The sequence below is a fragment of the Paenibacillus arenilitoris genome, assembly GCF_014705655.1.
GTDB lineage: Bacteria > Bacillota > Bacilli > Paenibacillales > Paenibacillaceae > Pristimantibacillus > Pristimantibacillus arenilitoris.
Genome location: NZ_JACXIY010000006.1, coordinates 107,003 through 121,345 on the forward strand (window position 1 = coordinate 107,003; position 14,343 = coordinate 121,345).

Annotated in this window: 9 protein-coding genes; 5 read left to right on the plus strand and 4 right to left on the minus strand. The window is 56.5% G+C overall.

Features of this window, described 5'->3' with window-relative positions:
• The first annotated feature begins 57 nt into the window (after positions 1-57).
• The 3 genes from IDH41_RS05065 to IDH41_RS05075 all read left to right on the plus strand — a co-directional run bounded on the left by IDH41_RS05065 (position 58) and on the right by IDH41_RS05075 (position 3,534).
• Entirely contained in the window at positions 58-1,068 is a 1,011-nt protein-coding gene (locus IDH41_RS05065; protein WP_190858882.1) for an ABC transporter substrate-binding protein, read from the plus strand.
• Positions 1,069-1,269: 201 nt separating this feature from the next.
• Positions 1,270-2,172: a cation diffusion facilitator family transporter gene (locus IDH41_RS05070; protein WP_190858968.1), complete on the plus strand. Its 903-nt coding sequence runs from the start codon at positions 1,270-1,272 to the stop codon at positions 2,170-2,172.
• Between the two features lie 342 nt (positions 2,173-2,514).
• On the plus strand, positions 2,515-3,534 hold the full coding sequence (locus tag IDH41_RS05075; protein ID WP_190858884.1) for a C40 family peptidase: 1,020 nt from the start codon (positions 2,515-2,517) through the stop codon (positions 3,532-3,534).
• A 47-nt stretch (positions 3,535-3,581) separates the two neighbouring features.
• Here the strand turns inward: IDH41_RS05075 and IDH41_RS05080 are convergent, their stop codons facing one another.
• The 4 genes from IDH41_RS05080 to IDH41_RS05095 all read right to left on the minus strand — a co-directional run bounded on the left by IDH41_RS05080 (position 3,582) and on the right by IDH41_RS05095 (position 8,575).
• Positions 3,582-4,274 (minus strand): YqaA family protein, encoded by a 693-nt coding sequence (locus tag IDH41_RS05080; RefSeq protein WP_190858886.1) that lies wholly within the window; start codon positions 4,272-4,274, stop codon positions 3,582-3,584.
• 224 nt (positions 4,275-4,498) lie between these two features.
• Complete coding sequence (locus IDH41_RS05085) at positions 4,499-5,155, minus strand: PDDEXK family nuclease (protein ID WP_190858888.1); 657 nt, start codon at positions 5,153-5,155, stop codon at positions 4,499-4,501.
• Between the two features lie 805 nt (positions 5,156-5,960).
• The gene (locus tag IDH41_RS05090; protein WP_190858890.1) at positions 5,961-7,376 is read right to left on the minus strand and encodes an NAD-dependent malic enzyme; all 1,416 of its coding nucleotides are present in this window, start codon (positions 7,374-7,376) and stop codon (positions 5,961-5,963) included.
• 83 nt (positions 7,377-7,459) lie between these two features.
• Positions 7,460-8,575 carry an MGDG synthase family glycosyltransferase gene (locus IDH41_RS05095; protein ID WP_190858892.1) on the minus strand — a complete coding sequence of 372 codons (1,116 nt, stop codon included), beginning with the start codon at positions 8,573-8,575 and terminating at the stop codon, positions 7,460-7,462.
• Positions 8,576-8,778: 203 nt separating this feature from the next.
• On the opposite strand from IDH41_RS05095, the gene kapB reads away from it, so the two are divergent.
• Entirely contained in the window at positions 8,779-9,177 is a 399-nt protein-coding gene (kapB, locus tag IDH41_RS05100; RefSeq protein WP_223829458.1) for a kinase-associated lipoprotein B, read from the plus strand.
• A gap of 340 nt (positions 9,178-9,517) precedes the next feature.
• Complete coding sequence (gene gltB, locus IDH41_RS05105; RefSeq protein WP_190858894.1) at positions 9,518-14,122, plus strand: glutamate synthase large subunit; 4,605 nt, start codon at positions 9,518-9,520, stop codon at positions 14,120-14,122.
• Positions 14,123-14,343 lie beyond the last annotated feature (221 nt).

Sequence of the window (14,343 nt, forward strand, 5' to 3'; positions counted from 1 at the left end):
TATAGTTTCGAAGGAGACATTGTGAGAATGATTTTCAATGAAGGAGAGTAAAGGAAAATGCTGCAAAGTTTTAAACGTAAATTGACTTGGACGGCTTCGACGGTCCTGCTCACGCTGGCGGTTGTGATTAGCGGCTGCGGCGCTCAGGCCGGCAACAATAACGGTGCTTCAAATACGGAAAGCCCGGCGCCGGAAGCTTCTTCACCCGCTGCTTCGGATGCGGCCCGGAAGGTTACCCACGCGATGGGCGATGCCGAAATCAAGGGCACGCCGGCACGCGTCGTCGTGTTGACGAACGAAGGAACGGAAGCCTTGCTGGCGCTTGGCGTTACACCGGTCGGCGCGGTCAAGTCGTGGACGGGCGATCCATGGTACCCGCATATCGCGGATCAAATGAAAGACGTAACGGTCGTCGGCGAAGAAAGCCAGCCGAACCTGGAGCTGATCGCGAGTCTGAAGCCGGACCTTATTATCGGAAACAAGCTTCGCCAGGAGAAAGTATACGAGCAGTTGAAGGCGATCGCGCCGACCGTGTTCTCGGAGACATTGCGGGGCGCATGGCAGGACAACTTCAAGCTGTACGCGGAAGCGCTCGGCAAGACGGCGGATGGCGACAAGGTCATCGCCGATTACGATAACCGCGCGGCGGACTTTAAGGAGAAGGCCGGCGACAAGCTGAACCAGAAGGTTTCGGTCGTTCGTTTTATGGCGGGCAAAACGCGTATTTACTTGAAAGACACGTTTACCGGCGTTTTATTCGACAAGGTCGGCATTACCCGTCCTGAAAGCCAGCAAAATTACAAAGATACGTTCGTCGAAGAAATTACGAAGGAGCGCCTGCCCGAGGTGGACGCGGATATCCTGTTCTACTTCACGTACGAGACCGGCGACGGCAAAGGCACGGCGATGGAAGAGGAGATGCTGAAGGATCCGCTGTGGCAAAGCCTTAACGTCGTGAAGAACGACAAGGCTTACCAGGTGAACGACGCGATCTGGAATACGGCCGGCGGCGTTATCGCAGCTAATCTGATGCTCGACGAGCTGTACAAAATTTACGAAATCCAATAATGAAGGATGAAGCAGCGGACGGCCTTTCGGGGCGCGTTCGCTGCTTCTTTTTATAATAATATTGTTGCCCTCGTCCATAAAAGTGCGCCCCGAGTCAACACTGTTTCTCTAGACCCACACGGATTCGATCGGGTATGATACCGTTATGAAAATTGGAAATAATAGAAAGCATACGCATTTGTGCTTGGGAGGGTATGGAAACTGAATCAGTATGACGAGATCAAACAAGGCGAGAAGGGCGCATGGGTCAGCATCGGCGCGTATTTGGTGCTGTCCGCGTTAAAGCTGGCGGCAGGGTACTGGTTCGTGTCGGGGGCGCTTGTGGCGGACGGCTTCAACAACTTGACGGACATCGTAGCTTCCGCAGCGGTATTGATCGGATTGCGCATCTCGCAGAAGCCGCCCGACAAGGACCATCCGTACGGCCATTTCCGCGCGGAGACGATCGCGGCTCTCATCGCTTCGTTCATTATGGCGACGGTAGGCATCCAGGTGCTGATCAGCGCCGTCAAATCGCTATTCTCGCCGGAGCATTCCGTTCCGGATTTAACGAGCGCCTGGGTCGCGCTGTTCGCGGCGCTCTGTATGGCCGGCGTCTACATGTACAATCGCAGGCTGGCTCTTCGCATCAATAATCAAGCGCTGCTTGCCGCGGCAAAAGACAATTTATCGGACGCGCTCGTGAGCACGGGCGCGGCCATCGGCATCATCGGAGCGCAGTTCGGCCTGCCATGGCTCGATCCGGTGGCCGCCTTCGCCGTCGGCGTCATCATATGCAAAACGGCGTGGGAAATTTTCTACAGCTCCACGCACGCGCTGACCGACGGCTTCGACGCGAACGAGCTGTCGACGATGCGCTCGACGATCGCGAGGACGAAGGGCGTCAAATCGATCAAGGACATTAAGGCGCGCGTTCACGGCAGCCATGTGCTGGTCGACGTCATCGTGCAGGTCGATCCGGAGCTGACGCTTGTCGAAAGCCATCAAATCTGCGACGAAATCGAGAACCGGATGGGGCGCAAGCATAATATTATGAGCGTGCACGTTCACGTCGAGCCGCATGATATCGCCGAGGAGTTCGAGTACATGGCGGATAAAAAGTAACGAACGGAAGCGGTAATTGTTGCCAAATACGAGCTGCCTATAAGGTTTATAGGACTTTCGGTTTAATTTTCCAGCACGGCTTCCGGTCCTGCTTCGCGCAAGCGGGCTTCGTTTTGCGCAAGCAAACGCAGGCGCGGCCTGCTATGGCGGCAAGCCGTAAGGCATCTCCATTCCGGAGATGCCTTTTTTGCATTATTTTACAGCGGTTGAATATGTCTGCCAGCTCAATTTGCCAAAAAAGGAAATAGGAACGAGGGACGATGCTTGCCAGCGCCCGCCGAACTTACAATGAGACCAGCACCGTCGCGATTGACTGGTCACACATCCAAGGAGGCGCAAACCATGAATTACACCGTGAAGCAAAAAATCGCAACCGCAACGTTAACGGCCGCATTGCTGTTCAGCTCCGTTTCGGTACCCGCAGCCCAGGCCGCGCAATCGGCCGAGGTGCAAGCGGGCGTCAACATGCGCACGTCGCCGTCGACGTCGGCCAAAGTCGTCCGCACCCTAAAGAGGGGCGAGAAAGTCACGATCGTCGAGAAAGCGAATGCGTATTGGTACAAAATAACCGATTCCACGGGTAAAACCGGCTATATCTCCACGTCATCGAAGTATGTTGAGGTCACCGGCTCCTCCACGGCTCCTTCCCAAGATCCGAACCCGGACCAAATGCAAAAAGCCAACGCCGTCATCAAAGCGTCGGTCTCCTTCCGCAAGAGCGCGTCGACCTCGGGGACGTTTATCCGTTATTTGAAGAAAGGCGAGAAAGTGGTCGTCCTGTCGAAGCCGAACGGCTACTGGTACGAGGTGCAGGACGCAAGCGGCGTGCGCGGCTACGTCAGCTCGAGCGCGTCTTACATAACGGTGACCGGCCCGATCGCGGGCGGAGGGGCGAGCAAGCCGGACGAGACGGTCGATCCCGCACTGGCGGTTGAAAAGGTGATCGCGGCGGGTATGAAATATTTGGGCACGCCGTATGAATACGGGTCCAGCCGAAGCAACACGGCTACGTTCGACTGCTCCGACTTCGTGAGACAAGCCTTCCTGGACGGCGTGGGCATAAAGCTGCCCGCCGATTCCCGCTCTCAGGGCGCCTACGTGAAGAACAAGGGCGGGGCGAAGACGGATTGGCGCGGACTGAAGCGAGGCGATCTCATCTTCTTTATGTCTTACAAGGGTTCGAAAGCCTCTGCTTACGCGGGCGTTAACAAAGGGACGGCGACGATTACGCACGACGGCATCTATTTGGGCGACGGCCAAGTGCTGCATACGTATTCCAAGGAAAGCGGCGGCGTGAAGATCAGCAGTATCGAAGGCACGCAGTGGGAATACCGCTTCCTGTTCGGCGGCAGCGCGCTGTAACGCAATAAGGGCCGGTCAGCGATAAGCTGGCCGGCCCTTGTTTATCGTTACGAGCTAACGTGAATCGACTCTTCCGGAAGCTGCTTCTTCGGTCGAGGATGCTGATCTTGTTCGTATTGGTCATGCTGCGAGTGCTGTTCCTGCTGCCGTTCCCGTTCTTCGGCTTTCATGGCCGATTCCTTTTTCTTGCGGCTCCTTCTGCGAAGGAGCAAATAAGCGACGACAATCGGCACGGCTCCGAGGAAGATATACAAGGAAACGTCTTTCACCATGCTCTCGGCGGCTTGGCCGTAGAGATAGAACAACAGGCCGACGATGTAAAATTTAAGGCCTCGCCCGAGCGCGGCGTAAGCGATCAACCGCCACAACGGAAAATTCAAGACGCCGGACAGGATCGTGAACACCTTGAACGGAATCGGCGTGAAGGAGCCGATTAAAATCGCGGCTTCGCCGTTTTTTTGAAACTTGTCGGTGGCGGCGTCGATCCATTCTTTCTTCAGAAACTTGTAGAGAACGGACTTGCCCATGACTTTCCCCAGATAGTAGCCGACCGGCGTGCCGAGGAGGCAGGCGATATAGCCGACGGTAGCGAGCCACAGCGCGGTGGACGGATTAAGGATGCTTAACGACACTTGAAGGAAAAATGCCGGAATCGGAAAAATAATCGCATCGAGAAAGGAGTGAATGACTAGCCCCCAAGGCCCGAAATCCTTTAAAAAATCGACAATAGCTTGAAACATGACCAGGCTCCTTTTCCGTCAACTAGCCTGCACATAAAGCCTGCTTAACGAGCAAAGCCAAGCGGGAAAAACCTTATATGCTAACTTATGCCCCAGTTGGATGAATAGGCGCGCATGTCGCCCGAATTTAATTATAGCACATTTAAAACGGTTAAAAATATGATAGGTGTCATGTCTTTTGTGTAAAGATGAAGGAAATGCTAGAATTTGCTTGACATGCGCTGTTAAAACGAATGCATGCGTTCTAGTTCATAAGACCGAATACGCAAGTCGCCGCCGGAAGGTTTCAACCTTTTTTTGTCGACCAGGCCGCGCAGCCATTTCCGCGCCGTTTTGTTGTCGATCCCGAGATGGCGGCCGACGTCGCTAGGCGTGATCGGGCCATGCGTCCTCATGGCGAGGCGGATGATCTCTTTCTCCAAATAGCCGATATCCTCCTCGTGCGGATGAGTCCCAAGCAAACGGCCCATAAGCTGCTGAAGCTTCTGCTGGCAGAACCGGGGATGCTCTTTGATATCGTCGTAGCTGAAACGCAATACGATCCAGCCGTCGATGACTAGATCGTTCTGGCGGCGAAGCTGGTTTGCGAATTGCGTTCGGTCGAGGTTTCTCCAATGGGGGCCGTAGCCGTCAATCTCGATTGCCAGCCTTATTCGGGAACGGATATAGCCGAAATCAATATAACGGTTCCCGTCTTTATAATCGTAAGTTTCATATTCCGGGTGCAGGTCGTTGAAGTCGCCGAACGCAGGCCACCAAGCCTGCTGAAGGAAGAGCTTCTCGGCATGATCATGGCCGGTTTTCAGTCTTCTTAACGCTTCACCCTTGCGGGCGCTCAAATGCTTCTGGATAAATAACGCGTGCGCTTCCTCGAAATTCATCGGATCATCCTCCTTATTGGCTCGAAATCTGCGATATAACAAGAAAAGCCGCTTGGCTACGGGCAATCCGTAAGCAAGCGGCGCGTTCTTCGCGTCGTATTTTCTATAATATAATGGTACCTTATGAATCAATCGTTGGCAATACAGCCTTGCGACGAAGACCGTTAAAGGAAAAAAGGTTTCTTATTTCACACTTGATCGGCCTCAATCGGGAAATAGGGGAACAAATTGGCGTTATTGCAGCTCCAGAAGGGAGCCGCTGGCTATGATCGGCGCAATAAGACCGATTGTTACCGCTATTTCGCGCAGTCTCGGCTTTGCGGGCGGAATAGCGGAACAAATTGGCGTTATTGCGCTCAAAATAGGCGCTGCAGACTAAGATCGGCACAATAAGACCAATTGTTTCCGCTATTCTGCGTAATCCCGGCTCTGCGGGCGAAATAGCGGAACAAATTGGCGCTATTGCGGTTCCAAATGGGCGCTGCAGGCTAAGATCACCACAATAAGACCAATTGTTACCGCTATTTCACGCAGTCCCAGCTTTGCGGACGGAATAGCGGAACAAATTGGCGTTATTGCAGCTCCAGAAGGCTGCATCTGGCTGGAATCGGTGCGATAAGACCAATTGTTTCCGCTATTCTGCGCAATCCCGGCTCTGTGGGCGAAATAGCGGAACAAATTGGCGCTATTGCGGTTCCAAATGGGCGCTGCAGGCTGGAATTCGGCTCGGCACATTTGGACACGCTGGCAGACTGTCTGCGCCGGCACATCCGGTCTGACCTTGGCCGATCGGCCAGCCAACTGCCTATTCGCGCGTCTGGCGGCGGGAGACGCCGCTCTGCTGGGCCGCTTGAATGACGCGGCGGCGGACCTCCTCGACGATCCGCCCGTTGAAGACGCTCGGAATAATGTACAGCCGGTTCAACTCGTCATCGCTGATCACCGAAGCGATCGCTTCGGCGGCGGCGAGCTTCATCTCTTCGTTGATGGTCGTCGCCCGGCTGTCGAGCGCGCCGCGGAATATGCCGGGGAAGCACAGCACGTTGTTGATTTGGTTCGGGTAATCGGACCTGCCCGTCGCGAACACCGCGACGATGTCCTCCGCCAGCTCGGGCCGAATCTCCGGCTCGGGATTGGCCATCGCGAAGACGATCGGGCCCTTCGCCATCGTCTCGATGTGGGCCCGGGTCAATATGCCGCCGGCGGACACGCCGATGAAGACATCCGCGCAGGCGAGCGCCTCCGCCAAGCCTCCGCTGCGCCGTTCGGCGTTCGTGTTCTCGGCGTACCATTGCCACATCGGATTATCGTAGGTCCTCTCGGAGGTCAAGATGCCCTCGCGGTCGACCCCGATAATATGCTGCGCCCCGCCTGCGAGCAGCATCTTCGTGCACGCCGTGCCCGCGGCCCCGATACCGCAAACGACGATGCGGGCTTCGCGCAGGGTGCGCCCCGTCAGCTTGAGCGCGTTGAGCAGGCCGGCATAGAGCACGACCGCCGTCCCGTGCTGATCGTCGTGGAAGACGGGGATATCGAGCTCCTGCCGCAGCCTTTGCTCGATTTCGAAGCAGCGGGGGGCGGAGATGTCCTCCAGGTTGATGCCGCCGAAAGCCGGAGCGAGGTTTTTGACGGCGGTAATGATCTGCTCCGTATCCTGCGTGTCCAGGCAGATCGGGAAGGCGTCCACGTCGGCGAATTGCTTGAACAGCATCGCCTTGCCCTCCATGACCGGCATGGCGGCGTAAGGGCCGATGTTGCCGAGTCCGAGAACGGCGCTGCCGTCCGATACGACGGCCACCGTATTTCGTTTGATCGTCAACGTATAAGCTTTGGAAGGCTCCTCGTGTATCGCTTGGCACACTCTGGCCACTTCGGGCGTATAGACGCGCGACAAGTCGTCGCGGTTCTGGATAGGCGTTTTGGGCTGGATCGTGATTTTGCCGCCCAAGTGAAGGAGGAAAGTCCGGTCGGATATATGAAGCAGCCGGATGCCGGGCACCGATCGCAGCGCGGCGGTGAGCCGTTCGGAGGCGCCTTGCTCCGCGATTTTGACAGTCAAGTCGCGAATGCTCTTGTTTCGATCCGTATGAATGACGTCGATGGCGACGATGTCGCCCCTTGCCTGCTCGATCGCGGTGGCGGCCTGTCCGAATTGCGCGCGGTCCGTATCGAGCTCGATCCTCAGTATAATCGTTTTGCCGTCGGCCAGTCGTGAACTCATGGGTAACAGCTCCCTTCATCATATATACTATGTGGAATAGGGCGTTTAAATTATGCCTCCCGTCCGGATGAAAAAGACAGCCGTCACTGCATGAGGCGCAGGACGGCATTCGGACAGCTCACCGGGTTGTATTGTTCGTTTCGTTTGGCGAGCAGGTCGTCCCGGAATCGTCCGGAGGCGTAAGGCTCGTGGATGAGCTTGAACCACCGGTCGACGGTATCGTTCGAATCGAGCATCTCGCCGAAGCCGTTATTGATGAAGTATTCGCAATTCTGCTCCTCCTGGCCGGGAATCGGCTCGTAGAACAGCATCGGTATGCCTTTGCTCATTCCTTCGGTGCAGGTCATGCCGCCGGGCTTCGTTACCAATAAATCCGAGGCGTCCATCAGCTTGTGGACTTCGCGGGTAAAGCCGAGAACGTGAATATTCGGATGCTGGAAGAGCGGATCGGCGAGCATCTTCTCCTTCATCTTCTCGTTCGTGCCGACGCAGTAGATCAGCTGCGTCGTTTCGCGCCATTTTGTCATATATTCAAGCGCGTTGTCTTCGTACATGATCCCCCAGCCGCCGCCCATGACGAGCACGGTCGGCATCGGCTTCAAATTGAATTGCTTGCGTACTTCCTCTTTGTCGTATGTATGCCAGAAGTTCGGATGCACGGGTATGCCCGTTACTTCGATCTTATCCTCGGCTACGCCCTTCTCGAGCAGCCGATCCTTGACGATGGAGGTGGAGACCAAATATTTGTTCACCTCGTTGTTCACCCAAGAACCGTGCGCGTCGTAGTCGGTGATGAGCGTGTAGAGGGGCATGTCCAGCCCGAGGCGCTTGAGCCTGCCGACGACCGCGTTAGGCACCGGATGGGTACAGATGATGACGTCGGGCTTCAGCTGCGAGATCACCTGCGACGTATGGGTGTAGAACATGCGGTGCAGCGCAAGCTGAGTGAAGCGGTTGAGCGATTTTTTATAATTGCTGCGGTACATGAGGCCGACCATCTTAGGCTGTCTGCTAACGGTTTTGCGATATGCGGACATGATTAAAGGGCCAAGGACCGGGTTCAGGAATTTTCCAAGCTCGATGACGCGGGTCTGAATACCCGGACACAGCTGCTTCAATCCGACCGCGAGCGCATAGGCAGCCTGCGTATGGCCGGAGCCAAAGCCTTCGGAGAGCAGAAGCACTCTTTTCTTGCGCATTCATTCCACCTACTTTTCTAATTCCATATTACGATGCAAGGGCGAGTAACACAAGCGATTCCTGCATGCTTGCGCATCGTATGGAGGATAATTTATTCTGAATGCAGGCTAGCTTAATGATAAGATATGTCTTCCTTGATCGAACTATATTTACAAAAATTTGACAAGAGCGATTAAATTGAAAATAAAGGTGAGGATAAAGCATGATGGAGAACGCAAATGGAAATAATCAGGGCTTTCAGGTCGGAGATTTGGTCGGGGCGGCGGTCCGTTCCGGCCAATACGCAGGCGAGCTCGTCGAAATAAACGGGCCGAGGGCGGTATTGAAGGTGCTGGCCGTCCTGAAGCATCCGGAGCAGGGAGACATGCATCATCCGTACGACCCGGACGTGCCGATGTTCCATGAAAGAAGGGCGCTTAGCTATACGGAGAAAACGACGGTGCTTCTTCGCGACGTCAGGCGGTTCGCCGGCGCCGTGCCCGACTACAAGGAATCGCTGCAAAAAGCGGTAGCGGACGAAATCGCCGCCCTCGACAAGCTGCGGCGCTGGGCGGCCCAAGGGATCGAGCAGCTGGAGCAGCTGCGGCGGGAATATAAATGAAGGCAAAGATTGGCACGGCGCACGGCCGCGCTTCCGTAAAAAAGTGCAAACAATTATGAAAATATTAAATTGATTCCGTTTTGGCCCGGTGTTAAAATGATATAATAATCGCATTGACGCGGTATAGGCCCGGTATATGGTTAACTAAACGGAAGCGCTCGGAAGCGGTGCGGCTGAACCGTTTAGCTTCTGGATGGGATAGGGCAGGCCGATGCGCCTCGCTAACTTCCATTCTATGATAAAACAAGCCAAAAATGAAGCGAATCCGCGCATTCATCCGTGCTTATTTACAACAAGATCACGCTTACCCAAAAATCTTCTCATAGAAAGGTTGCACACAATGAAAGAACATATTTTGGGATTGCCGCCGAAGCAAGGGCTCTATGATCCGCAGTTCGAGAAAGACGCTTGCGGCATGGGCTTTGTGGCCAACATCAAGGGAGTCAAATCGCATAAGGTCATCCGCCAGGCGCTGATGCTGCTCGAAAACATGGAGCATCGCGGCGGTCAAGGCAGCGAACCGAATACGGGAGACGGAGCGGGCATATTGCTTCAAATTCCGCACGCTTTTTTTGCATCCGAGCTGAAGAAGCAGGAGATCGAGCTTCCTCAGGAAGGACACTATGCCGTCGGCATGATCTTCATGCCGCAGGATGAAGCCGCCCGCGGCGCGATCGAGCGCGAAGTGGAATCGATCGTGCGGGAGGAGAACCAGACGGTGATCGGATGGCGCACCGTTCCGACGGACGACCGGAAGCTGGGCGAATCCGCGCTGGCCGTGAAGCCGTTCGTGCGCCAGCTGTTTATCGGCAAGAACGAGGCGCTGAAGGACAACATGTCGTTCGAGCGCAAATTGTACGTAATCCGCAAGCGCGCCGAGCTTGCGATCCGATATGCCGGCAAGGAAGGCGGCAGCATGTTCTACTTCTCGAGCTTGTCCTCGAGGAAGATCGTATATAAAGGGATGCTCACGACCGAGCAGGTACGCTCGTTCTACAGCGAGCTGAACGACGAGTCGGTCGTATCGGCGATGGCGCTCGTCCACTCCCGGTTTAGCACGAACACATTCCCAAGCTGGGAGCGGGCGCATCCGTTCCATTATCTGATTCATAACGGCGAGATCAATACGCTGCGCGGCAACGTCAACTGGATGCATGCGCGCCAGACGCTGTTCGCCTCGGAATTGTTCGGCGACGATCTGGAGAAGATCAAGCCGATCATCAACCCGGACGGATCCGATACGGCGATGTTCGACAACACGCTGGAATTTCTGTTCCTCGCCGGACGCCCGATGGCGCATGCCGCGATGATGATGATTCCGGAGCCATGGTCGAACCACGAGAGCATGAGCGACGAGCGCAAAGCGTTCTACGAATACCACAGCACGCTGATGGAGCCGTGGGACGGCCCTGCGGCGGTAGGCTTCACGGACGGCGTGAAGATCGGCGCGGTGCTTGACCGGAACGGCCTGCGTCCTGCCCGTTACTACGTGACGAAGGACGATCATATCATTCTCGGTTCGGAAGCGGGCACGGTAGAGCTTCCGCCGGAGGACGTTTTGTACAAAGACCGCCTGCGTCCGGGCCGCATGCTGCTCGTCGATACGGAGCAGGGCCGCATCATTTCCGACGAGGAAGTGAAGAAGGAAATCGAGTCCGAGCATCCATACCGCGATTGGCTGAACGAGCATCTGGTCGATCTCGAAGATCTACCGGAAGCGCCCGAGCTGCCGGAACCGGATCACGCGACCGTGCAGAAGCGGCAGCAAGCGTTTGGCTACACGTTCGAGGACATCCGCAAAGTGCTCGAGCCGATGGCCGGCAGCGGAGCGGAGCCGATCGGCTCGATGGGCTACGATGCCCCTCTCGCCGTTCTGTCCGAGCGCCCGCAGCGTCTGTACAACTATTTCAAGCAATTGTTCGCCCAAGTAACGAACCCGCCGATCGACGCGATTCGCGAAGAGATTATTACGGCGACAGGCACGACGATCGGTCCGGAGCGCAACCTGCTGAATCCCGAGCCGGAGAGCTGCCGCCATATTAAGCTGGAGACGCCGATTTTGTCCAACGAGCAGTTCGCCAAGCTGCGCCATGTGCGCCGCCCGGGCTTCCGCTCGATCACGCTGCCGATCTTCTTCCCTGCCGATCAGGGCGAGGAAGGATTGCGCGCGGCGCTGAAGCAAATGTGCGAAGCGGCGGACCGCGTCATTGACAAGGGGCATAACCTGCTCATTCTGTCCGACCGCGGCGTCGACAAGGACAATGCCGCCATTCCGGCATTGCTGGCCGTATCGGCTTTGCATCACCACCTGATCCGCCAAGGAACGCGCACGAAGGTCGCCCTGCTGCTCGAATCGGGCGAGCCGCGCGAGGTGCATCACTTCGCGCTGCTTCTCGGCTACGGCGTGAGCGCGGTCAATCCGTACTTGGCGTTCGAGACGCTCGACGACATGATCCGCCAAGGCATGCTTCGCGGCATCTCGCACGACAAAGCGGTCAAGAACTTCATTAAAGCCGCGACCAAAGGCGTTATCAAAATTTTATCCAAAATGGGCATTTCGACGATCCAATCGTACCGCGGCGCGCAGATTTTCGAAGCGCTCGGCTTGAAAGAGGAAGTCATCAACGAATACTTCACGTGGACGCCGTCCCGCATCGGCGGCATCGGCCTCGACGTCATCGCCGAAGAGACGCTGAAGCACCATATCCGGGCTTTCGCGGAGCAGGAAGGCGGCGAGAAGGAGCTCGACTCCGGCGGCGAATACCAATGGCGCAAAGACGGGGAAGACCACTTGTTCACGCCGCAAACGATTCATACGCTGCAGATGGCGTCGCGTACGGACGATTACAAGCTGTACAAGAAGTTTTCGGCGCTCGTCCAAGGCGAGGACAAGAAGCATCTGACGCTTCGTTCGCTCCTGCAGTTCAAGCAGGGACGCCAATCGGTTCCGCTGGACGAGGTTGAACCGGTAGAATCGATCGTGAAGCGGTTCAAGACCGGCGCGATGTCGTTCGGTTCGATCAGCAAGGAAGCGCACGAGAGTCTGGCGATCGCGATGAACCGCCTCGGCGGCAAGTCGAACACGGGCGAGGGCGGGGAAGATCCCGCGCGCTTCACGCCGGACGAGAACGGCGATTCGAGACGAAGCGCGATCAAGCAGGTCGCTTCCGGACGCTTCGGCGTAACGAGCAACTACTTGGTCAACGCGGACGAGATTCAAATCAAGATGGCGCAAGGCGCGAAGCCGGGCGAGGGCGGTCAGCTGCCAGGCCTGAAGGTATATCCTTGGGTTGCCGAGGTTCGCGGCTCGACGCCGGGCGTCGGCCTCATCTCGCCGCCTCCGCATCACGATATTTATTCGATCGAGGATTTGGCGGAGCTCGTGCACGATCTGAAGAACGCGAACCCGCGCGCGCGCATTAACGTGAAGCTCGTATCCGGCGTCGGCGTCGGAACGATCGCGGCAGGGGTAGCAAAGGGCCGCGCGGACGTCATTATGGTCAGCGGCTACGACGGCGGTACGGGCGCGTCCCCGATGGGCTCGATTCGCCACGCCGGCTTGCCTTGGGAGCTCGGACTCGCGGAGACGCATCAGACGCTTATGCTGAACAAGCTGCGCGACCGCGTTGTTCTGGAAACCGACGGCAAAATGATGAACGGGCGCGACGTCGCGATTGCGGTACTGCTCGGAGCGGAAGAGTACGGCTTCTCGACGGCTCCGCTCATCGTGCTCGGCTGCATCATGATGCGCGTATGCCAGCTCGATACTTGTCCGGTCGGCGTCGCGACGCAAAATCCGGAGCTTCGCAAGAAGTTCATGGGCGATCCGGGCCATGTCGTGAACTATCTGCGCTTCATCGCGGAGGAACTGCGCGAGATTATGGCGGAGCTTGGCTTCCGCACCATTCAGGAGATGGTCGGACGCGTCGACCTGCTCGAGACGAAGGCGCTTCGCGAGCATTACAAAGCGAAAGGCATCGATCTATCCGGCTTGCTGTATGAAGCGGACTTGCCGGCGGATGCCGCCCGCTACAACATTCAAGAACAGAACCACGGTCTTGAGCTGTCGCTTGACGTGCAGAAGCTCATTCCGCTGGCGCAGCCGGCGCTGGAGAGCGGTGAAAGCGTACGAGGAACATTCCCGATCCTCAACACGAACCGCGTAGTCGGAACGATTCTCGGGAGCGAAGTGACCCGCCGCTACGGCGCGGCAGGCTTGCCTGAGGATACGATTTCGCTCCATTTCGTCGGAACGGCGGGCCAGAGCTTCGGCGCCTTCGTACCGAAGGGCATTACGCTTTCGATCGAGGGAGATTCCAACGACTACGTCGGCAAAGGCTTGTCGGGCGGCAAGATCGTCGTCGCTCCGTCGCCGAAGGCAACGTTCGTCGCGGAAGAGAACGTCATTATCGGGAACACGGCATTCTATGGCGCTACAAGCGGCCAGGCGTACATTCGCGGCGTTGCCGGCGAGCGATTCGCGGTGCGGAACAGCGGCGTGAACGTCGTCGTCGAAGGCGTCGGCGATCATGGCTGCGAATATATGACTGGCGGACGCGTCGTCATCCTCGGCGGCACCGGACGCAACTTTGCGGCGGGCATGTCGGGCGGCGTCGCTTACGTCCTCGACGAGAAAGGCGACTTCTACAACCATTGCAATCTGGAGATGGTGCTGCTGGAGCGTCTTGAGAACGAGGAGGACGTCTCGGAGCTTCGCGGCATGATCGAAGCCCACGTTCAGTATACGGACAGCGCGGCAGGCGCCCGCTTGTTGAACGATTGGGAAGCGTCGATCGGCAAATTCGTCAAAGTCATTCCGAAGGACTACAAGCGCATGCTTGAGCAAATCCGCAAAGCGGAGGACAGCGGTCTGAAGGGCGATGCGGCACTGCTCGCAGCGTTCGAGACGAACAAGAAGGAGCTTGCTCGCGCAGGCGGCAAATAACGTCAAATCGAATAGGACTGTTATCTGGAGCCGAAGAACGGCTGCAGGTGACAGTCCTTTTTGTTTTTCGACAAAAACGAACGAAAATAGAACTAGTACGCGCCCACTAACCGACATTATCCATCTGCATGCTCAGGTATAATAGGGATACTATTCATTTCGATAGAATTCAATGCTAGATTTATTCGTTCTTGTTAAACGATAAGTCGTTCGGGTGGAGG